This is a genomic window from Streptomyces sp. NBC_00433, from assembly GCA_036015235.1.
GTDB lineage: Bacteria > Actinomycetota > Actinomycetes > Streptomycetales > Streptomycetaceae > Actinacidiphila.
Map to the genome: position 1 here is coordinate 8068204 of CP107926.1, position 21678 is coordinate 8089881.

At 72.1% G+C, this 21678-nt stretch carries 18 protein-coding genes and 1 pseudogene; 8 read left to right on the forward strand and 11 right to left on the reverse strand.

The annotated features are described in order from the left end of the window. Positions 1–214: 214 nt before the first annotated feature. From OG900_34865 to OG900_34885, 5 genes are all read left to right on the forward strand, one after another. The gene (locus tag OG900_34865; GenBank protein WUH94821.1) at positions 215–4495 is read left to right on the forward strand and encodes a discoidin domain-containing protein; all 4281 of its coding nucleotides are present in this window, start codon (positions 215–217) and stop codon (positions 4493–4495) included. Positions 4496–4727: 232 nt separating this feature from the next. Beyond that, positions 4728–6161 (forward strand): ricin-type beta-trefoil lectin domain protein, encoded by a 1434-nt coding sequence (locus OG900_34870; GenBank protein WUH94822.1) that lies wholly within the window; start codon positions 4728–4730, stop codon positions 6159–6161. Positions 6162–6375: 214 nt separating this feature from the next. Further along, complete coding sequence (locus OG900_34875; protein ID WUH94823.1) at positions 6376–6891, forward strand: DinB family protein; 516 nt, start codon at positions 6376–6378, stop codon at positions 6889–6891. A gap of 192 nt (positions 6892–7083) precedes the next feature. Beyond that, positions 7084–8691 carry an MFS transporter gene (locus OG900_34880; GenBank protein WUH96034.1) on the forward strand — a complete coding sequence of 536 codons (1608 nt, stop codon included), beginning with the start codon at positions 7084–7086 and terminating at the stop codon, positions 8689–8691. Positions 8692–8720: 29 nt separating this feature from the next. Continuing rightward, on the forward strand, positions 8721–9203 hold the full coding sequence (locus OG900_34885; protein ID WUH94824.1) for a MarR family transcriptional regulator: 483 nt from the start codon (positions 8721–8723) through the stop codon (positions 9201–9203). A 30-nt stretch (positions 9204–9233) separates the two neighbouring features. Here OG900_34885 and OG900_34890 read toward each other — a convergent pair whose 3' ends face one another. Continuing rightward, positions 9234–10745 carry an MFS transporter gene (locus tag OG900_34890; GenBank protein WUH94825.1) on the reverse strand — a complete coding sequence of 504 codons (1512 nt, stop codon included), beginning with the start codon at positions 10743–10745 and terminating at the stop codon, positions 9234–9236. A 139-nt stretch (positions 10746–10884) separates the two neighbouring features. On the opposite strand from OG900_34890, the gene pgm reads away from it, so the two are divergent. After that, positions 10885–12525, forward strand: a complete 1641-nt coding sequence (gene pgm / locus OG900_34895; GenBank protein ID WUH94826.1) for a phosphoglucomutase (alpha-D-glucose-1,6-bisphosphate-dependent) — start codon at positions 10885–10887, stop codon at positions 12523–12525. 88 nt (positions 12526–12613) lie between these two features. Here the strand turns inward: pgm and OG900_34900 are convergent, their stop codons facing one another. From OG900_34900 to OG900_34925, 6 genes and pseudogenes are all read right to left on the reverse strand, one after another. Beyond that, a complete protein-coding gene (locus OG900_34900) occupies positions 12614–13084 on the reverse strand; it encodes an ATP-binding cassette domain-containing protein (protein WUH94827.1) in 471 nt (156 codons plus the stop codon). A 16-nt stretch (positions 13085–13100) separates the two neighbouring features. Next, on the reverse strand, positions 13101–14186 hold the full coding sequence (locus OG900_34905; GenBank protein WUH94828.1) for an S-(hydroxymethyl)mycothiol dehydrogenase: 1086 nt from the start codon (positions 14184–14186) through the stop codon (positions 13101–13103). 142 nt (positions 14187–14328) lie between these two features. Next, the gene (locus OG900_34910; GenBank protein WUH96035.1) at positions 14329–14844 is read right to left on the reverse strand and encodes a chaplin family protein; all 516 of its coding nucleotides are present in this window, start codon (positions 14842–14844) and stop codon (positions 14329–14331) included. Then, positions 14821–15054 (reverse strand): annotated as a pseudogene (locus OG900_34915) (chaplin). Before OG900_34915 ends, OG900_34910 begins: the two are co-directional and overlap by 24 nt. A gap of 176 nt (positions 15055–15230) precedes the next feature. After that, positions 15231–15437 carry a DUF5133 domain-containing protein gene (locus OG900_34920; protein ID WUH94829.1) on the reverse strand — a complete coding sequence of 69 codons (207 nt, stop codon included), beginning with the start codon at positions 15435–15437 and terminating at the stop codon, positions 15231–15233. Positions 15438–15717: 280 nt separating this feature from the next. After that, the gene (locus OG900_34925; protein ID WUH94830.1) at positions 15718–15891 is read right to left on the reverse strand and encodes a hypothetical protein; all 174 of its coding nucleotides are present in this window, start codon (positions 15889–15891) and stop codon (positions 15718–15720) included. Between the two features lie 384 nt (positions 15892–16275). Between OG900_34925 and OG900_34930 the strand changes: the two genes are divergently transcribed. Continuing rightward, positions 16276–17538 carry an MFS transporter gene (locus OG900_34930; GenBank protein ID WUH96036.1) on the forward strand — a complete coding sequence of 421 codons (1263 nt, stop codon included), beginning with the start codon at positions 16276–16278 and terminating at the stop codon, positions 17536–17538. Between the two features lie 288 nt (positions 17539–17826). On the opposite strand, the gene OG900_34935 is transcribed toward OG900_34930, so the two are convergent. Together OG900_34935 and OG900_34940 are read right to left on the reverse strand one after the other, a co-directional pair. Next, the gene (locus tag OG900_34935; protein ID WUH94831.1) at positions 17827–17985 is read right to left on the reverse strand and encodes a hypothetical protein; all 159 of its coding nucleotides are present in this window, start codon (positions 17983–17985) and stop codon (positions 17827–17829) included. A 20-nt stretch (positions 17986–18005) separates the two neighbouring features. Further along, entirely contained in the window at positions 18006–18401 is a 396-nt protein-coding gene (locus OG900_34940; GenBank protein ID WUH94832.1) for a YchJ family metal-binding protein, read from the reverse strand. A 122-nt stretch (positions 18402–18523) separates the two neighbouring features. Here OG900_34940 and OG900_34945 point away from each other — a divergent pair, with 122 nt between their 5' ends. Continuing rightward, positions 18524–18907: a hypothetical protein gene (locus OG900_34945; protein ID WUH94833.1), complete on the forward strand. Its 384-nt coding sequence runs from the start codon at positions 18524–18526 to the stop codon at positions 18905–18907. 47 nt (positions 18908–18954) lie between these two features. Here OG900_34945 and OG900_34950 read toward each other — a convergent pair whose 3' ends face one another. Both OG900_34950 and OG900_34955 read right to left on the reverse strand, forming a co-directional pair. Then, complete coding sequence (locus OG900_34950; GenBank protein WUH94834.1) at positions 18955–19566, reverse strand: endonuclease; 612 nt, start codon at positions 19564–19566, stop codon at positions 18955–18957. A 502-nt stretch (positions 19567–20068) separates the two neighbouring features. Then, positions 20069–21613: an ATP-dependent DNA ligase gene (locus OG900_34955; protein ID WUH94835.1), complete on the reverse strand. Its 1545-nt coding sequence runs from the start codon at positions 21611–21613 to the stop codon at positions 20069–20071. Between the last annotated feature and the right edge of the window lie 65 nt (positions 21614–21678).

The following is a 21678-nucleotide window of genomic DNA, read 5'->3' on the forward strand; positions in this document are numbered from 1 at the left end:
CGACTTCCTTTGCCCGCGCGTGAATCGTTGCCTTCCGAGGCGTAGACGCCGCCGTAGCGCGTCTGTAACACTCTGCCAACACGCACGCAAATAATGAGCAGAACAACGATTGATCTGCATGGGATGAGCGCAACTTCACATGCTCATCCCGCACGTTTCGGATAGCCCATCTCGCCCTTCCCCTGATCTTCCCCACACGACACAGAGGGACGTTATGAGAACGAAGCGCTCGATCCCGCGGCTGACGGCGGGGGTGGTCGCCACCAGCCTGCTGCTGCTGGGTGGTTCCGCCCTGCCCGCCGTGGCCGCGGGAGTGCCGGACCTTGCCGCAGGCAAGGCGGCCTCGGCCAGCAGCACCAGCGGCGGCAACACCGCCGACCGGCTCAACGACGGCGACCAGAACTCCTACTGGGAGAGCTCGGGCAGCGCCCTGCCCCAGTGGGCGCAGGTCAACCTGGGCAGCAGCACCCTGATCGACAAGGTGCAGCTCAAGGTGCCGGCCTCCTGGAGTGCGCGCACCGAGACCCTGTCGCTGCAGGCCAGCGACGACGGCACGCTGTTCTCCACGGTGGTCGGCTCGAAGGCGTATACCTTCACGCCGGCCAAGGACAACACGGTCACCATCAGCTTCCCGGCCACCAAGGCGCGCTACCTGCGCGCCGACGTGTCGGGGAACACCGCGGGCAAGTCCGCCCAGCTGTCCGAGATGACCGTGCAGGCCGCCGCGGCCGCCACGGACAACCTCGCCGCGGGCAAGACCACCGCCGAGTCCAGCCACGCCGACGTCTACGGCTCGGGCAACGCGGTCGACGGCAATGCCAACTCCTACTGGGAGAGCGCCAACAACGCCTTCCCGCAGTGGCTCAGGGTCGACCTGGGCTCCGCGGTGCCGGTCAACCAGGTGGTGCTGAAGCTGCCGCCCGCCACCGCGTGGGCGACCCGTACCGAGACGCTCGCCGTCCAGGGCAGCACCAACGGCACGACCTTCAACGACCTGGTCGCGTCCACGGGTTACACCTTCAACCCGTCCACCGGCAACACGGTGACGATCACCTTCAACACCGCGACCACCCGTTATGTCCGGCTGAACATCACCGGCAACACCGGCTGGCCGGCCGGCCAGATATCCGAGTTCGAGGTGTACGGCCCCGCCACCGGTGACGTCACCGCCCCCTCGGCGCCGGCGAACCTGGCGTACACCCAGCCCGCCTCCGGCCAGATCAAGCTGACCTGGAGCGCCGCGACCGACAACACCGCGGTGACCGGCTACGACGTCTACGCCAACGGCCAGCTGCGCACCTCGGTCACCGGCAATGTGCTGACCTACACCGACAGCCAGCCCGACACCGCGACGGTGTCGTACTACGTACGGGCCAAGGACGCGGCGGGCAACCAGTCCGGGAACAGCAACACCGTCACCCGTACCGGCACCTCCGGCGACACCCAGGCGCCCACCGCGCCCGGCAGCCTCGCCTACACCCAGCCCGGCTCCGGCCAGATCAAGCTGACCTGGAGCGCGTCGAGCGACAACACCGCGGTGACCGGCTACGAGGTGTTCGCCAACGGGACCAAGGTCGCCACCACCGGCGGCAGCACCCTGACCTACACCGACAGCCAGCCGGACTCCGCCACGGTCGCGTACTTCGTGCGCGCGATCGACGCGGCGGGCAACGAGTCGGGCAACAGCAACACGGTGACCCGCAACGGCAGCACCCCGCCCACCGGCGGCACCAACCAGGCGGTCGGCAAGCCGATCACCGCCACCTCCACCGTGCAGAACTTCGTCGCGGCCAACGCCGACGACGACGACCTGAACACCTACTGGGAGGGCAGCGGCACCAGCTCGCTGACCGTCTCGCTGGGTTCCAACGTCGACACCGGCTCGGTCGTGGTCAAGCTCAACCCCAGCGGCGCCTGGGGCGCGCGCACCCAGACCATCGAGGTCCAGGGACGTGAGCAGAGCGCCGGCGGCTTCACCCAGCTGGTCGCGCCCAAGAGCTACTCCTTCGACCCGGGCTCCGGCAACTCGGTGACCATCCCGGTCACCTCGCGGGTCGCCGACGTCCGGTTGGTCTTCAGCGGCAACTCCGGCGCGGGCGGCGGCCAGGCCGCCGAATTCCAGGTCATCGGCGTCCCGGGCCCGAACCCGGACCTCACCGTGACCGGGCTGACCGCGTCGCCCTCCGCCCCGGTGGAGACCGACCCGATCACGCTCAGCGCGACCGTGAAGAACGCCGGCACCAACTCCTCGCCGGCCAGCAACGTCAACTTCTACCTCGGCACCGTCAAGGTCGGCACCGCGAACGTCGGCGCCCTGACGGCCGGCGCGAGCACCGTCGTGACGGCGAGCATCGGCGCCAAGGACGCGGCCAGTTACCAGCTGACCGCCAAGGTGGACGAGGCCAACACGGTCGTCGAGCAGAACGAGACCAACAACTCCTACACCAACCCGACCGCCCTGGTGGTCAAGCCGGTCGACACCTCCGACCTGGTCGCCTCCCCGGTGGCCTGGTCGCCGGGCAACCCGTCGGCGGGCAACAACGTCGCCTTCTCGGTCGCCGTCAAGAACCAGGGCACCGTCGCTTCCGCTTCCGGCGCGCACAACATCACCCTGACCGTCGCGGACGCCACCACCGGCAGCGTCGTCAAGACGCTCACCGGCTCCTACAGCGGCGCGATCGCGGCCGGGGCCACCACCAGCCCGGTCAGCCTGGGCGGCTGGACCGCGGTCAACGGCAAGTACACGGTCAAGACCGTGATCGCCGCCGACGCGAACGAGCTGTCGATCAAGCAGGCCAACAACACCAGCAGCCAGTCGCTGTTCGTGGGCCGCGGCGCCAACATGCCGTACGACGCCTACGAGGCCGAGTCCGGCGTCCTGGCCGGCGGCGCGACGGTGCTCGGACCGAACCGCACCATCGGCGACCCCGCGGGCGAGGCGTCCGGCCGCAAGGCCGTGCACCTGGCGAGCAACGGCGCCTCGGTCGAGTTCACCACGCTGAACAGCACCAACACGCTGGTGACCCGCTTCAACATCCCGGACGGCACCGACTCGACCACGCTCGACATCTACGTCGACGGCACCTTCCTGAAGACCATCAGCCTGACCTCGAAGTACGAGTGGCTGTACGGCGACGAGGCCAGCCCCGGCAACTCGGCCGGCTCCGGCGCCCCGCGGCACATCTACGACGAGGCCAACGTGCTGCTCGGGACCACCGTCCCGGCAGGCCACAAGATCCGGCTGCAGAAGGACGCGGCGAACTCCGCGGCCTACTACAACATCGACTCCGTCGACCTGGAGCAGGCGACCGCGATCGCCAACCCGGACACGACGAAGTACGTCGTGCCGGCCGGCTTCACCCAGCAGGACGTGCAGAACGCGCTGGACGCCGCACGGCAGGACACCACCAAGCTCGGTGTCTACCTGCCTGCCGGCGACTACCAGACGTCCAGCAAGTTCAACGTCTACGGCCGCGCCATCAACGTGCTCGGCGCCGGTCCCTGGTTCACCCGCTTCTACACGCCCACCGGGCAGGAGAACACCGACGCCGGCTTCCTGGCCTCCGCCAGCGGCACGAAGTTCAGCGGCTTCGGCTTCTTCGGCAACTACACCAGCCGCATCGACGGCCCCGGCAAGCCGTGGGACCTCACCGGTGTGACCGGTATGACGATCGACAACGTGTGGATCGAGCACACCATCGTCGGTGTCTGGGGCACCAACGTCGACAACTCGACCATCACCAACCTGCGGATCCGCGACACCTTCGCCGACGGCGTCAACCTGACCAACGGGTCCAGCGGCAACACGGTCAGCAACATCGAGGCCAGGTCCACCGGTGACGACAGCTTCGCGCTCTTCCCGGCGATCGACCACACCAACGAGCAGGAGGTCAACAACACCTTCCAGAACCTGACGGTGAAGAACGTCTGGCGGGCGGCGGGCCTGGCGGTCTACGGCGGCGGTGGCAACACCTTCAGCAACCTCTACATCGCCGACAGCCTCACCTACCCGGGCATCACCGTCGGTTCGCTGCAGTTCGGCGGCATCCCGGCGCTCGGCTTCGAGTCCTCGCCGCAGACCACCTTCTCCAACATCTCGCTGGCGAGAGACGGCGGTCACTTCTGGGGACAGCAGGCCTTCCCCGCGCTGTGGATCTTCTCGGCCGAGTTCAAGCTCCAGGGTCTGCGGTTCAACAACATCGACATCACCGACCCGACGTACGCCGGTGTGATGTTCCAGACCAAGTGGAACGGCAGCACCTCGCTCAACCCGATCAGCGACACGGTCTTCACCAACCTGTCGGTGACCGGCGCCCACAAGAGCGGTGACGCCTTCGACGCCAAGTCGGGCTTCGGACTGTGGGCCAACCCGCAGCCCGAGTCCGGGCAGGGCCCGGCGGTCGGCTCCGTGACGATCAACGGGCTGCACGAGAGCGACAACGCGGTGGACATCCAGAACACCACCACCACCTTCACCATCAACGCAACCGGCTAGGGCCGCAGGCCGGAGGCGGTGCCCGCGTTCGAAACCTGAACGCAGGCACCGCGCCGCGTCCGTGACGGAGCGTAAGCGCGGCCGGATTGTATTCAGGTGATGAACGTGGGGGCTTGACGCCGCATTGGTCTAGTCCTACGGTCACCGATGCGCCGACAGTCAGGTCGGCGTCCACCGTTCATTCATCTGAATCAACGGACCGGGCTGTCCGCTATCGGAAGGCCTCCCCCCCATGCAAAGACCGCGCATCGCGCTGAAGACGCTCGGCGCCCTCACCGCAGTGCCCGCACTGGCCGCCGGCCTGCTGCTCGCCACCGGCGCCCCCGCACACGCCGCGGCCAACCCGGGCCCCGGCTTCCCGGCGCAATATGCCGCGCCCTACGCCGAGGTGTGGAATTCGCCGTCGGCGTTGACCAACGCCAAGAACGCCACCGGCATCAAGTACTTCACCCTCGCCTTCGTCATCGACGGCGGCGGCTGCAACGCCACCTTCAACGGCGACACCTCCATCACCGACGCGAGCTGGACCTCGGCCGTCAACAGCCTGCGGTCCTCCGGGGGCGACGTCATCGCGTCCTTCGGCGGCGCCTCCGGCACCGAGGAGGCCCTCGCCTGTACGTCGGTCTCCGCGCTGGAGACGCAGTACAAGCGGGTCATCGACGGGCTCAACCTGACCCGGGTCGACTTCGACATCGAGGGCAGCGCGCTCAACAACACCGCCGCCAACGACCGGCGCAACACCGCGCTCGCCGACCTCCAGCAGCAGTACGCCGTCCAGGGCAAGCGCCTGGACGTGCAGTACACCCTGCCGGTCGACCCCAGCGGCCTGGAGTCCAACTCCCTGAGCCTGCTGAACAACGCCAAGAGCCACAACCTGACCGTCAACCTCGTCAACATCATGACGATGGACTACGGGTCCGCGATGGACATGGGCAACGCCGCCATCAGCGCGGCGCAGGGCCTGCACACCCAGCTCGGCCAGATATGGAACACCAAGTCCTCCGCCCAGCTGTGGGCGATGGAGGGCAACACCCCGATGATCGGGGTCAACGACACCTCCAGCGAGGTCTTCTCCACCTCCGACGCCCAGGACGTGGAGAACTTCGCCAAGTCCAACGGCATCCAGGAGCTGTCCTTCTGGGCGCTCGGCCGCGACAAGGCCTGCGCCTCCAACGGCGGCTCCGCCCAGAGCGGCTGCAGCGGCACCTCGCAGTCCGCCTGGCAGTTCTCCAGCATCTTCAACGCCGTCACCGGCGGCGCCACCACCCCGCCGCCGACCGGCGGCGGCCCGATCCACTCCGGCTACGCCGACAAGTGCGTCGACATCGCGGCGGCCGCGACCGCCAACGGCACCGCGGTCCAGCTCTACGACTGCAACGGCACCACCGCGCAGAACTGGACCGTCGGCTCCGGCGGCACCCTGCAGGCGCTCGGCAAGTGCATGGACGTCGCGGCGGCCGGCACCGCCAACGGCACCAAGGTGCAGATCTACGACTGCAACGGCACCGGCTCCCAGGTCTGGCAGAAGGGCACCGGCAACACGCTGGTGAACCCCCAGTCCGGCAAGTGCCTGGACGCCACCGGCCGCAGCTCCGCCAACGGCACCCGGCTGCAGATCTGGACCTGCGCGGGCGGCACCAACCAGCAGTGGACGCTGTCGTCCTGACCGGACGGCAGTACGGCGGGAGCTGACCGGAAGGCGGCACTTTACGGCCGGAAGGAGCAGCGCCCCGCGCACGCCCGGCCCTGGGCGGGTCGCACGACCCGCCCGGGGCCGCCGCAAATCGCGCGCCCCCGCGGCGGTGATCGGCGAGTATCGGATCATCAGGCCGCCGCGGGACCGCCGCGGCGGCGCCGCCCCGCCCTCGCGAGGAGCCCCGATGAACACCGCTGAACTGCTGGCCGACGCCTACGGCCGCATCAAGGAGGTCGTCCACGACGCCGTCGAGGGACTGACCGCCGACGAACTGGCCGACCGCGTCGACCCGGCGGCGAATTCCGTCGGCTGGCTGGTCTGGCACCTCACCCGGGTCCACGACGACCATGTCGCCGCCGTCGCCGGCCGCCCGCAGACCTGGACCGAGGACGGCTGGGACGAGCGCTTCGGCCTGCCCTTCGACGCCGCCGACATCGGCTACGGCCACAACCCGGACCAGGTCGCCGAGGTGAAGGTCGGCTCCGCCCAACTGCTCACCGGCTACTACGACGCGGTGCACGAGCAGACCCTCCGCTACCTGCGCACGCTCGACGACGCCGACCTCGACACGGTGGTGGACCGCCGCTGGAGCCCGCCGGTGACCCTCGGGGTGCGGCTGGTCAGCGTGGTCTCCGACGACCTCCAGCACGCCGGCCAGGCCGCCTTCCTGCGCGGCATCCTGCTGCGCCGCCGCGGCTGAGCGGCGCAGGGGCCGCGGGGGCAGCCCGATGCTAGAATTACTTAACCTAAGTTAAGTAACTGACCCGGGCGGGGTGTGAACGGCCTGATGGCGACCGAAGACGCGACCAAGCGAATACAGCGGCGGCCACCGCGTATCGCAGCCGACCATCCGAACTACAAGTGGGTGGCGCTGTCCAACACCACCCTCGGCATGCTCATCGCCACGATCAACTCCTCGATCGTGCTGATCTCGCTGCCCGCGATCTTCAACGGCATCAGGCTCGACCCGCTCCAGCCCGGGAACGTCAGCTACCTGCTGTGGATGCTGATGGGCTACATGCTCGTCACCGCCGTCCTGGTGGTCACGCTCGGCCGCCTCGGCGACATCCTCGGCCGGGTCAAGATCTACAACGCCGGCTTCCTCATCTTCACCGTCACCTCGGTGATCCTCTCCGTCGACCCGATGCACGGCGGCGGCGGAGCGCTGTGGCTGATCGGCTGGCGGGTCGCCCAGGCGGTCGGCGGATCCATGCTGATGGCCAACTCGGCGGCGATCATCACCGACGCCTTCCCGGCCCGCCAGCGCGGCATGGCCCTCGGCGTGAACATGGTGGCCGGCATCGCCGGCTCCTTCATCGGCCTGGTCCTCGGCGGCCTGCTCGCCGAGTGGAACTGGCGCTCCATCTTCTGGGTCAACGTGCCGATCGGCCTGATCGGCACCGTGTGGGCCTACCGCTCGCTGCACGAGACCGGGGTGCGCCGCCCGGCCAGGATGGACTGGTGGGGCAACATCTCCTTCGCCGCCGGCCTGACCGCGCTGCTGGCCGGCATCACCTACGGCATCCAGCCCTACGGCGGCCACACCATGGGCTGGACCAACCCCTGGGTGCTCGCCGGACTCATCGGCGGCGTCGCGACGCTGGTGGCCTTCTGCCTGATCGAGAACGCCGTCGCCGAGCCGATGTTCCCGCTCGCGCTGTTCCGCAACGCGGCCTTCGCCGGCGGCAACGCGGCCACCCTGCTGGGCTCCATCGCCCGCGGCGGCCTGCAGTTCATGCTGATCATCTGGCTGCAGGGCATCTGGCTGCCGCTGCACGGCTACAACTACGCCGACACGCCGCTGTGGGCCGGCATCTACCTGCTGCCGCTCACCGTCGGCTTCCTGGCCGCGGGACCCGTCGCGGGCGCGCTGTCCGACCGCTACGGCGCCCGGCTGTTCGCCGCCTCCGGCTTCGTGGTGATGGCCGGCTCCTTCGCCGGACTGCTGCTGATCCCCACCGACTTCAGCTACTGGGTCTTCGCGCTGGTGGTCTTCCTCAACGGCCTCGGCGGCGGCCTGTTCGCCGCGCCCAACACCTCGATCATCATGGCCAGCGTGCCCGCGGAGTCCCGCGGCGCCGCCTCCGGCATGCGCGCCACCTTCCAGAACGCCGGCATGGTGCTGTCCATCGGCGTCTTCTTCTCGCTGATGGTCGCCGGCCTCGCCCGCTCGCTGCCGCACACCCTCAGCACCGGCCTCATGGGCCAGGGCGTGCCCGCGGCCAACGCCCACGAGGTGGCGAACCTGCCCCCGGTCGGCACCCTCTTCGCCGCCTTCCTCGGCTACAACCCGATCCAGCAGTTGCTCGGCTCCGACCTGCTCGGCAAGCTCCCCGCGGCCGACGCGCACACCCTGACCGGGCGGGAGTTCTTCCCGCACCTGATCTCGGGTCCCTTCCACGACGGCCTGGTCGTGGTGTTCGCCCTGGCGATCGTGATGTCCTTGGTCGCAGCAGGCGCGTCGCTGATCCGCAGTCGCCGCACCAGCACGGACAGCTGACCGCGGCAGGACCCAGGAGGCGCCCCGCCATGACCGACACCGACGGGCGCGGGGCGCCCTCCTCCTCCGCCGTCTCCCGGCTGCGGCTGGTCATCGCCCGGCTCTACCGCCAGCTCGCGCAGGCCTCGGGCGACGACCTCAACCTCACCTACGCCCAGCTGTCCGCGCTGGCCAGGACCCTGGAGCACGGCCCGCTGCGGATCGGTGAGCTGGCCGCCCACGAGCAGGTCGCGGCCCCCTCACTGACCCGGACGATGGCGCCGCTGATCGCCGCGGGCCTGGTCGCCAAGCAGCCCGACCCCTCAGACGGCCGCTCCTGGCTGGTCAGCACCACCTCCGAGGGCGCCGACCTGCTCGGCCGCATCCGCCGCGAGCGCTCCGAGCTGCTGGCCCGCAGGATGGCCCGGCTCGACCCCGGCCGGCTCGACACCCTGCTGGCGGCGCTGCCCGTCCTGGAGCAGCTGCTGACCGAGCCGGAGCCCGAGCCCCCGGCCGGGACCGGCGGGGGCTGAACCGCCGTCACGACCGGGTCCGGCCCGCCGTCACACCCGGGTCGAGCCGCCCGCGCCCGGCTCCAGCGGCGGCGCGGAGAAGCCGCAGTGCGCCCGGCACTCCGGCTGCGGCGGCGGAGGGGCCCCGTCCTCCCGCAGCGCCCCCGCCGGCACCAGGGTGAAGGCCAGCAGCGCCGCCAGCCCGCACAGGCCCGCGCAGATGTACATCGACGAGCCGAAAGCCGCGTCCACCCTGTGCGGCGAGCGGTAGGCCTGGTTCGACAGGCCCACCAGCAGCGGCAGCGCGGCCACGATCAGCAGTTGCGCGACCCGGGCCGCCGCGTTGTTCACGCCGCTGGCGATGCCGGCGTGGTCGACGGCCACCGAGGCCAGCACGGTGGCCGTCAGCGGTGCCACGAAAATGCTCATCCCCAGCCCCTGCACCACCACCGCGGGCAGCACGTCGAGCACGTACGACGACGAGCCGGGGCCGAGCCGGGTGAGCAGCAGCAGCCCGGCCGCGGTCACCAGCGGGCCCACCGTCAGCGGCAGCCGCGGCCCGATCCGCTGGGCCATCGCACCCGCGGGCGCCGACAGCAGCAGCAACAGCACGGTCACCGGCAGCGTCGCGAGCCCGGCCCGCAGCGCGCTGTAGCCGGCGGCGATCTGCAGTTGCACGGGCAGCACGAAGAACACCCCGCCGATCGCCGCGTACAGACACAGCGTCACCACGTTCATCGAGGTGAAGAGCCGGGAGGAGAAGACCGACAGCGGCAGCATCGGGTGCTCCCGCCGGCGCTCGGTCCGCACGAAGGCGACCCCGCAGGCCACCCCCGCCGCCGCGGGCACCACGATCGACGGCCACGGCGGATGGCCGGCTGCGGTGATCAGCGCGTAGGTGATGCCGGCCAGGCACAGCGCGGCCAGCGCGGCGCCCCGCACGTCGAAACTGCCGGACGCCGTACGGTCGCGGCTCTCGGGCACATGGCGGACCGCGATCGCCACCACCACCGCGGCCAGCGGCAGGTTGACCAGGAAGATCCACCGCCAGCCGGGGCCGTCCACCAGGTACCCGCCGAGGAAGGGCCCGACCGCGCCGGCCACCCCGCCGAGCCCCGACCAGGCGCCGACCGCCTTGGCCCGGTCCTCCGGCCGGAAGGACGACTGCACCAGCGCCAGCGAACCCGGCGTCAGCAGCGCGCCGCCCACCCCCTGCAGGGCGCGGGCGGCGATCAGCACCCCGGTGCCCGGCGCGGCCCCGCACGCCGCCGAGGCCAGCGCGAACCACACCACGCCGATGACGAAGACCTTGCGCCGCCCGTAGCGGTCGCCGAGGCCGCCGCCGAGCAGGATCAGCCCGGCCAGCGTCAGCAGGTAGCCGTTCACGGTCCACTGGAGGTCGGCGAGGGTCGCGCCCAGGTCCTCGCCGATGCGCGGGAGCGCGATATTGACGATGGTGCCGTCGAGCAGCGCCATCCCCGACCCGAGCACCGAGCACGCCAGCACCCAGCGACCCGTCGCCGACGCCAGCGGTACACCCACTGCGGGCTGCTCCGGTGTCATACGGCCACCTTATGGTGTCGCCGCCGCGGCCGGGGGGCGACGCGGTCATGGCTCGCGCGAGCGGGGCGGTGCTGCGGTGCGGGCGGGCGACGGATAACAATGGTCGGGCCCGACGCAAGCCGTAGCTAAGGAGACGTGGATGCCGCACCAGCGTGCCGGGACACCGGCCCGGCCGGAGGACCTGGTCGACGTACCCCGCCTGATCACGGCGTATTACGCGCTGCACCCCGACCCGGAGGACCCTGGGCAGCGGGTGGCGTTCGGGACGTCGGGGCACCGCGGCTCGTCGCTCGACACCGCGTTCAACGAGGACCACATCGCGGCGACCAGCCAGGCGATCTGCGACTACCGCGGCGGGCAGGGCACCACCGGCCCGCTCTTCCTCGGCGCCGACACCCACGCGCTGTCGGAGCCCGCCAGGGTCACCGCGCTGGAGGTCTTCGCCGCCAACGGCGTGACCGTGCTGCTCGACGAGCGCGACGGCTGGACGCCGACCCCGGCGGTCTCGCACGCCATCCTGACCTTCAACAGCGGCCGCACCGCCCACCTTGCGGACGGCGTCGTCGTCACCCCGTCGCACAACCCGCCGGCCGACGGCGGCTTCAAGTACAACCCGCCCAGCGGCGGCCCCGCCGCCTCCGACGCGACCACCTGGATCCAGGACCGGGCCAACCAGCTGATCACCGACGGCCTCAAGGGCGTCCAGCGCATCGGCTACGCGCGGGCGCTGGCCGCCGACACCACCTCCCGCTACGACTTCCTCGGCCGCTACGTGGACGACCTGCCGTCCGTGCTCGACCTGGTGGCGGTGCGCCGGGCCGGCGTCACGATCGGCGCCGACCCGCTCGGCGGCGCCTCCGTCGAATACTGGGGCCGGATCGCCGAATGGCACGGCCTTGACCTGACGGTGGTCAACCCGCAGGCCGACCCCACCTGGCGCTTCATGACGCTGGACTGGGACGGCAAGATCCGGATGGACTGCTCGTCGCCGTACGCGATGGCCTCGCTGATCGCCCGCAAGGACGACTACGCCATCGCGACCGGCAATGACGCCGACGCCGACCGGCACGGCATCGTCACCCCCGACGGCGGGCTGATGAACCCCAACCACTACCTCGCGGTGGCCATCTCCTACCTGTCGGGGCACCGCGAGCAGTGGGGTCCCGACCTGGCCATCGGCAAGACCCTGGTGTCGTCCTCGATGATCGACAAGGTCGTCGCCGACCTCGGCAGGCCGCTCACCGAAGTGCCGGTCGGCTTCAAGTGGTTCGTGGACGGGCTGCGCGGCGGCACCCTGGCCTTCGGCGGCGAGGAGTCGGCCGGCGCGTCCTTCCTGCGGCGCGACGGCGGCGCCTGGACCACCGACAAGGACGGCATCCTGCTGGCGCTGCTCGCCGCCGAGATCACCGCGGTCACCGGGCGCACCCCCTCCGAGCACTACGCCGACCTGACCGGGCGGTTCGGGTCGCCCGCCTACGCCAGGATCGACGCGCCCGCCGACCGCCGGCAGAAGGCCGTCCTGGCGAAGCTGTCGGCCGACCAGGTCCCGGCCAGGGAGCTGGCGGGCGAGCCGGTCACCGCGGTGCTCACCGAGGCGCCCGGCAACGGCGCGGCGCTCGGCGGCATCAAGGTGTGCACCGACAACGCCTGGTTCGCCGCCCGCCCTTCGGGCACCGAGGACGTCTACAAGATCTACGCCGAGTCCTTCCACGGCGCCGACCACCTCGCCGAGGTGCAGCAGGAGGCGCAGGCGATCGTCGGCGCCGCACTGGGCGGCTGAGCCCGCGCGCCGCGGCCGGGGGGCCCAAGGAGGCCGGGACCCCCGGCGCGGGGACGGCTCAGGCCGGCTGGGCTGCCTGGGGGCCGGCTTAGGCGCCGCCGCGCAGCAGTTCCGCGTGCGAGCCGACCTCCGCGATCCGGCCCTCGTCCATCACCACGATCCGGTCGGCGTTCCTGACGGTCGACAGCCGGTGCGCCACCACGAAGACCGTACGGCCGCGCACCAGCCGGGTGAGCGCCTGCTGCACGAGGGCCTCGGAGCGCGAGTCCAGCGCCGAGGTGGCCTCGTCCAGGATCAGCACCCGGGGGTCGCGGATCAGCGCCCTGGCGATGGCGAGGCGCTGCTTCTGCCCGCCGGACAGCCGCCCCCCGGACACCGCCGCCTTGCCGTCGTTCTGCTCCAGGTCGGGCGCCTGCAGCACCTCGCCGATCGAGCGGGCCGACTCCAGGCCCTTGCCGATCTGCGGCGTCAGGGTCAGCAGCGTGGTGACCGAGCCGGTGAGGCCGGAGAAGTACGTCTGCTGCGCGGCGGTCTCGATCGCCTCGACGTCCCTGATCACCTTGTCACACCGCCCCTTACATCACCACCACGGACCGCAGGACGTCACCGGCCTGCATGCGGGTGAAGGCGTCCTCGATCTCGTCCAGCGCGATGGTCTCGCTCACGAAGGCGCCCAGGTCGAGGCGCCCTTGGAGGTGCAGGTCGATCAGCATCGGGAAGTCGCGCGACGGCAGGCAGTCGCCGTACCAGGACGACTTGAGCGCGCCGCCGCGGCCGAAGACGTCGAGCAGCGGGAGCTCCAGCCGCATCTCCGGGGTGGGCACCCCGACCAGGACGACGGTGCCCGCCAGATCCCGGGCGTAGAAGGCCTGTTCGTACGTCTCCGGGCGGCCGACCGCGTCGATCACCACGTCGGCGCCGTGCCCGCCGGTCAGCTCGCGGATCGCTTTGACGGGGTCCTGGACCCGGGAGTTGACGGTGTGGGTGGCGCCCAGCGCGGAGGCGGTGGCGAGCTTGCGGTCGTCGAGGTCCACCGCGATGATCCGGGCGGCGCCGGCCAGCCGCGCCCCGGCGACCGCCGCATTGCCCACCCCGCCGCAGCCGATCACCGCGACCGAGTCGCCACGGCCGACCGCGCCGGTGTTGACCGCGGCGCCGATCCCGGCCATCACACCGCAGCCGAGCAGCCCGGCCACCGACGGCGACACCGAAGGGTCGACCTTCGTGCACTGCCCGGCCGCCACCAGGGTCTTCTCGGCGAAGGCGCCGATGCCCAGGGCGGGGGAGAGCGCCGTGCCCGCGGCCGTGGTCATCTTCTGCCGGGCATTGTGGGTGTCGAAGCAATACCAGGGCCGCCCGCGCAGGCACGCCCGGCACCGGCCGCACACCGCACGCCAGTTGAGGATCACGAAGTCGCCGGGCACCACCTCGGTGACGCCCTCCCCGACCTCCTCGACCAGACCCGCGGCCTCGTGCCCGAGCAGATACGGGAAGTCGTCGCCGATACCGCCCTGCCGGTAGTGCAGATCGGTGTGGCAGACCCCGCACGCCTGGACCCGCACCACCACCTCGCCGGGACCCGGGTCGGGCACCGTCACCGTCTCGATCCGTACCCGCTCGCCCTTGCCGGGTGCCACCACCCCGCGGACTTCCTGTGCCATGGCTGAGCCCTCCTTCGCCGACGTCCACCGCTGACCCTAGGGGTCGGAGGAGGGCCCGCGGCAGTATGCGGCAGGGTCCGACCGGGTGGCGCCCCAGCAGGCGGCCCGCGCCGCCCGCCTGCCGCACGGTCCCGCCCGCCGGTCAGCGGCGGGCCGCTCCCCTGGCCCGGCGGTAGAGCACCGCGCCGCCGAGCAGCAGCGCCAGGCTGCCCGCGGCCGCCGTGCCGACACCGCCGGCCCCGGTGTGCGCCAGCGTCGGGGCGTCGGGCGCCGTCTCTGCGGGCGACACCTGCTCGGGCACACTGCCGGGCGGTGCCGGGATCGGGGCGTGGACCGGCGGCGGCGGGGTCTCGCCGTTCACCGCCGTGTTGCCGCCGGACGGGTTGCCGACGCCGACCGCGCTCACACCGTTGCCCGACAGGTTCAGCGGCAGGTCGAGCGGCAGCAGCAGCCCGTTGCCCGCCAGCACACCCGCCGAGCCGTGCGTGTCACCCGCCGCGTGCGCGCCGCCCGAGCGGCCGCGCGCGATACCCGAGGCCACCGACTCGTCGGCCGCGGAACCCGCATGGCGGGCCGGGCGGGCCGAACCGCTCCTGCCGGGTGCCGCGGCCGACGAGGACGACCCCGACGACACGTTCGCACACGCGTTGCCCGACACCGAGTTCAGCAGGCCGACCACACTGATCGTATTTCCGCAGGCATTCACCGGCACATGCACGGGAACCTGCGCCGAATTGCCCGACAGGACTCCCGGTGAACCCGAGGCATCCCCTTCGGCGGCCGCATCAGCCTGCGCATATCCCGCGGAGGCCAGCACGCCGCCGGCGACCATCGCGGTGACAAGTCCCTTTCGGGCGAGCCTGTTCATACGATTCCTGCCTTCCGGACATCAACACGGGCCGCATGCCCGCACCGTGACAACGTCGCAGAGGGCCAATCACGTCATGCCGGCGGCTGATTTCATCCCAACGGGTGGGTTTTCGCCACCGAGTTGTGACAGCCGGATATTCACACCGGAGAAAGCGGTGACGACATGGCGGCCCGTCAGGCCGCCGCCGCTTCCTCGTCCTCGATACGCGCTCGGGCCGCCGCCAGCGCAGGGACGATCTCCCGGGTACCGGTGGTCACGCACAACGTGTACGCGGTGTCCCGGAGTTGCTGCGCGATGCGCGGGTCCGTGCTGTCGGCGTCGGAAAGTGCCTCGTAGCGTTCCACCAGGTTCCGCAGGACCGTCGGGTGGGCCATCAGCATCTTCGTACTCCTCGGTGATCGGTGAAGTCGCCCCCCGTATGCCCGCTCCCCACGAGGCGCATGCGGGATACACGCGCAATGTCGCGCACGTCTCATCGGCGCACGGGCCCGCCGCGCCGCCGCCCGCGCCCCCCAACTGCCCCCGCACGGAAGAGGACCGGGCGGGGGACCTGGATGGATGTCCCCCGCCCGGCCCGTGGAGCCCGGCGCTTTTCGCCGACGGAGCGACGAGTCGACCGATCGATACGGCCTGACCGCCGCCCCTTGCCCGACTCTCGCCTTAGTCGATACTGCGCAGGATGTGCGTCTCGCTCAGGTCGTCCTCATATCCCGCCAGACGGATCGGGGCGCACCGGGACCAGGTGTCCAGGGGGCCCTCGTCGTCCATGAGCGCCGCGGACTCGCCTTTGTGCTCCGCCGCTGTCTCTTTGCGCTTGAGCTGATCTCGTGACACCGCGCACTCCTTAGCGTCGCGTCGACCGGATGCGCCCTACGCGGCCATGGCCCTGCGTCGGACGCCCGGATGGATTCCAATTTCGGGCGGTGCGGACGCGGTGGCGCCTTGCGGTAGCCGGAATCGTGGCCGAGGTGGCGACTCGCTCCGGGACGGGTCCAAGGGGCCGGTACATCCCCTGGAACCTGCTCGTCCAGCACAGCGTATTCTGTCCGGCCCCGCCGCCACCAGCCGGTTTTGCCTCGTGTTCAGCTCCGGGGCGCCACCCGTACAACCGGCCGGACCCGGACCCGGCCGCCGCAGCACTGGGCACGGTTGCTACCGTTTCCCGTGCTCAAGAGCGAGAAGTACCGTAAAAACCCGACTGGGCCATCCGGGTCCGAGATACCCGGCCCGGCGCCCACCGGGCGCAAAAACCGGCTGCTCGCGGATATCGGCCCGCTGCGCGAGCACGCCGACTTCCGCCGTCTGTGGTTCGGCAACACCGTGTCCTACATCGGCCAGCAGATGACGGCGATGGCCGTCGCGCTCCAGGTCTACGCGATCACCGGCTCCAGCTTCTACGTCGGCCTGGTCGGCCTGTGCTCCCTGGTGCCGCTGGTCGTCTTCGGGCTCTACGGCGGCGCCGTCGCCGACGCCGTGGACCGCCGCAGGCTCGGCCTGGTGACCTCGACCGGCCTCACGGTCCTGTCCGCGGCGCTCGCCGCCGTGGCGATACTCCATGTGCGGTCCATCGCGGTGCTCTACGCGATCGTCGCCCTCCAGGCGGTCTGCTTCGCCATGAACTCCCCGGCCCGCTCCTCGATGATCCCCCGCCTGCTGCCCCCCGAGCAGCTGCCCGCGGCCAACGCGCTCGCGTCGCTGGCCGGCGGCGTCGGGCAGATGGCAGGACCCATGCTCGGCGGCGTCTTCGTCGGCCTGTGGGGCTACCAGGCCGCCTACCTGATCGACGCCGCCGCCTTCACCGCCTCCCTCTACGCGATGTGGCGGCTGCCCGCGATGCTCCCGGGCGACGGCGACGGGGCCGTCCGCCGCCGCCCCTCGGTCGTCGAGGGCCTGCGCTACCTGGCCGCCCGGCCCAACCTGCGCACCACCTTCGTCTCCGACCTCGCGGCCATGGTGCTGGCCCAGCCGCGCGTCCTCTTCCCCGCGGTCGCGGGCCTGTGGTTCGGCGGCGACACCCGCACGGTCGGCCTGCTGGCCGCCGCACCCGCGGTGGGCGCCCTGCTGGGCAGCGTCTTCTCCGGCTGGTACGGCCGCGTACGCCGCCAGGGCTTCGCCGTCCTGGCCGCGGTGGCCTCCTGGGGCGCCGCGGTCGCCGTCTTCGGCCTGACCCGCAACCTCTGGCTCGGCCTGTGCTTCCTCGCCCTCGCGGGCTGCGCCGACACCGTCAGCATGGTCTTCCGCAACACCATGCTCCAGTCCGCCGCCCCCGACGACATGCGCGGCCGCCTCCAGGGCGTCTTCCTCGTCGTGGTCGTCGGCGGCCCCCGCCTCGGCGACTTCCTCGCCGGCACCACCGCCGACCTCTTCTCCCCGACGACCGCCGTCGTCGGCGGCGGCCTCGCGTGCATCGCCGCGATCACGCTGACCGCGCTTTTCCAGCGCGGCTTCCTCTCCTACGACTCCCGGCGACCGGTCGCCTGAAACGCCGGTCGCCCGGCGCGTGCGCCGGCCGGGACGCGGGCAGTCGCCTGCGACCGCGGGCGGGCGCCGGGGCGCCGTACCCGGCGGGGCGCTGACACTGCGCGACGCCTGGCGCTGGGGGACCTCCCACCGAAGGCAGGGGGACTGCTCTGCGTTGTCGCAGTCGTCCGGGTGTTGTGAGGGCGACTCATCCGCCCTGCGACGTACCGCGCCGGACGCCGTGAACCTGCGTGGTCGCAGGAACCAGCCGTGGAGCAGGGCGGCTGCAATGGCCGCGAGGTGGTGCTGTCACGGGCCGGCCGCTGCCGCCGCGGCCGTCAGGAGGGTCGGTCGCTCTGCGGTGCCCGCCGCCGGCGACCCGCGCGGCTCCGCCGTCGAACCGGGGCAGGCGGCGCGCAGCGCGGCCAGCAGCTCTCCGGCGAGCGCGGCCCGTACCGAGGGATCCAAGTCCGCGCCCCGCCCCGAGGTCACCGCCCGGCCTCGCCGACGTAGACCCACGCGCCGCCCTCCCGCACGAAGCGGCTGTCCTCGTGCTGCTCGCCCGACGCGCCGCCGGCGCGGTAGCGCGCCCGGAATTCCACCGTCCCTTCCGAGTGGAAGGCGCTGCCCCCCGTGCTGCCGAGGATCTCCAGGCCGGTCCAGCGCACGTCCCGGTCCAGGGCCAGCTCGCGCGGCCTGGTCGAGGAGTGCCAGCTGCGCAGCAGATAGGCGGCGTCGCCCACGGCGAAGGCGCTGTAGCGCGACCTCATCAGCTGCTCGGCTGTCGCAGCCGCGGTACGACCCGCGTGCAGCGCGCCGCAGCAGTCGGCATATGCGGCGGCCAGGCCGCAGGGGCAGGGGGCGGGCTTGCGTGGCGCGGACATGCTCCGATTGTCGCGGACGATCGCTGCGCCATTCGCAGCAACGGGTGTTTCGTCCGCGGCTGAGCGGAAATGCGCTGACGGGGCAGCGGTCCCGCGGTCCCGCGCGACGGAAGGACACCACCGTGAGTACGGCACCCCAGCAGCACGCAGAACCCTCGGCCCAGGTCACCGTCACCCTCGACAGCTGCGCCAAGGAGGACGCCAGGACCGTGCTCGACGCGCTGCACACCAGCTTCGCGGGCGACCGCGGCACCGAGGACCCGCCCCGCGAGGCGCCCGGCGGCGGCCCCATCGTCTGGACCGCCACCTTCGACGTGGCCCGCACGCTCGCCGTACCGGGCAGCCCCGCCCGACTCGCCGACCCCGTCACCCTCACCGCCCAAGGCGGCTACCACGCGGTCGACCGCCTCCGCGAGGGCCTCGCCGAATCCTTCGCCGTCACGGTCGTCGGCACGGCCTCCGGCGACCAGGAGGAGGAAGTGGGCTTCCGCCTGGAAAACCGCTGACCAGCTCTTCGGGGCGACCTTCAGCATGCTGCGGCGAGCACCGCCGGTCACTTGTCCAGGGCGACCCTGACGAGCGCCGCGGCCAGCACCGCCGGCTCCGCGTCGCCCGCGGCCCGCCGCAGCGGCGCGGGCCGGTCGGGCAGGCCTGCCTCAGCCGCGCCCTGCAAGGCCTTGCTGTCGAAGAAGGGTGCGATGTCCGGCCACACCAGCTGGACCTCCCGCAGGAAGATGTCCGCCCCGGCCGGCCCGATCCCCGGGAACTCCCGCAGTGCCGCGCGCAGCGCGCCCAGATCGGCGCCGGCCTCCTCGTGCAGCCTCCGCAGATCCCCGCCGTAGCGCTCGGTCGCCAGCGCCGCGCCCTTGCCGAGCTGAGTCGCGGTGCTCTCGTCATAGCGCCGATAGCCGCCGCGCCCCAGCGCGTCCACCCGCTCCTGCCAGGTCGCTGCGGCCATCCGCCGCGGGTCCCGCAGTCCCGCTTCCGCGAGGGCGCGTGCCGTCGCCACGGCCGTACCGCTGCGGATGCGTGCGCTCAGCAGCACGGTCAGGACGAGCAGCCGGTACAGCGGCTGCGGTGTGTCGCGGAGCGCGATCCCGGCCTCGGCGGCGTACGTCTGGCCGTACGCCGCCAGTACCCTCTCGACGCGCTCGCCCTCTCCCATGCCGAGTCCTTACCCGGGCATACGAGACATACGCATCTCCCCTGCGGGGTGGCTCGATGACCCTGCCTCCTGCGGTGACGCCGCTCCCCACCGCCGGTGGGGGCTGGCCGCGCCGTTCCCCGCGCCCCCAGGTGGTTGCCACTTGCCGTGGCGTCGCTTTCTTTCCCGCCTCTTCGGCGGGGCGCGCCGTTCCCCGCGCCCCTGAAAAACGGTCATCCCCCTGCGCAGAGCCCAGCCCCTCCCAAACGCCCGGACGCAGGAGGACGCAGGCCCAAAGGGGCGCGGGGAACGGCGCGCCCCCTCACGATGCACGCGCGGACAAGCACCGCACCGCAAGGGGCAATCACCCCAGGGGCGCGGGGAACTGCGCGACACGCCACGACACAGCGGCACTGTGAACGCGACAGGACGTGGCACCCACCGAGGGGCGCGGGGAACTGCGCCACACGCCACGACGCGGCGGGACTGTGAGTGCGACAGGACGGGGCTGCCCCCGGGAAGGTCAGGGCGGCGCGTGCGCTGCGCGCACGGCGGCGATCGTGTCGGCCTCGGAGGCCGGCTTGTCCGGGCGGTAGCGGACGACGCGGGCGAAGCGGAGGGTGAGGCCCGCCGGGTAGCGGGAGGAGACCTGGACACCGTCGTAGGCGATCTCGACGACAAGCTCCGGGCGGACGGCCACGACGTGGCCGTCGTCGCTGACGGCGAGGTCGAGGAGGCGATCCGTCTGCCAGGAGAGCACCGCGTCGGTGAGCCCCTTGAAGGTCTTGCCGAGCATGACGAAGGACCCGTCCTCGCCCCGCGCCCCCAGGTGCAGGTTGGACAGCTTGCCGGTGCGCCGCCCGTGCCCCCACTCGGCGGCGAGCACCACGAGGTCCAGTGTGTGGACCGGCTTGACCTTGATCCAGGAGGCCCCGCGGCGCCCGGCCGCGTAGGGAGCGTCGTCACCCTTGACGACGACCCCTTCGTGCCCGCGCTCCAACGTGGCCGCCATGAAGTCCTCGGCCGCACGCAGCGCCGCGGGGTCCGCGGGGTCGGCGACGACGGCCCGCCGTACCCGGGCCCGCTCGGGTACGAGCGCGTCGAGCTCCGCGCGGCGCTCGACGTACGGCAGGCCGAGCAGATCGCGGTCGTCCGCGTAGAGCACGTCGAAGAAGACCGCGTGCACGGGCATGGCGCGGGCGGCCGCGGCGACGTCGACCCGGGAGCCGACGCGGCCCGCGGTCTCCTGGAAGGGCCGCGGCCGCCCCTCGGCGTCGAAGGCCAGCACCTCCCCGTCGAGGACGAACCGCAGGCCGGCCAGGGCGCGTACGGTCGTGACGATCTCCGGCAGGCGGTCGGTGACGTCGTCGAGCGTGCGGGTGAAGAGCCGGACGTCGTCGCCGTCGCGATGCGCCTGGATGCGGATGCCGTCGAGCTTCTCCTCGACCGCGCACGGCCCGCCGATCTTGGCGACGGCCTCCGGCACGGACTTGGCGGAGGCCGCGAGCATGGGCAGCAGCGGGCGGCCCACGGCGAGCCGGAAGTCGGCGAGCGCGGCCGGGCCCTGGGCGAGCAGCGCCTGGGCGACCGGTTCGAGGGCGCCGGCCAGCATGACCGCCCGCCTCACGTCGGCGGGTGACGCCCCGGTGGCCGCCGCCAGGCCCTCCGCCGCGGCGGCGTCGAGCGCGCCCTGCCGGACCTCGCCGGTGATCAGGCCGATCAGGTACTCCTGCTCGACGGCGGTGGCCGCGCCCAGCAGGTCCTGGAGCAGGCCGCGCCGCCCTGCCTGCGCGCCCTGGCCGGAAACGGCGGCGACCGCGGTGAGCGCCGCGTCCACCTCGGCGACGGTCAGCGCGGCGCCGGGCGCGGGCGCCGCCCGGTCCCGGAGCGCGGCCCAGCCGACGCCGAGCCGGCCCTGCGGGAGCCGGCCCGCGAGGTAGGCGATGGCGATGGGGGCGTCCTGCGGTCCGACGTCCCGGAAGAAGCCGGCGAGGAGTTCGGTCTTGCGGGATCGCGACGACGTGTCCGCGACCTCCCGCGAGACCCGGGCGACCTCGGCGAAGAGCATGTGTCCATCCTGCGACGGCCCGGGGCGAAGTGCGCGGGTTCACTCGAACGGGTAATCGAAAAGGT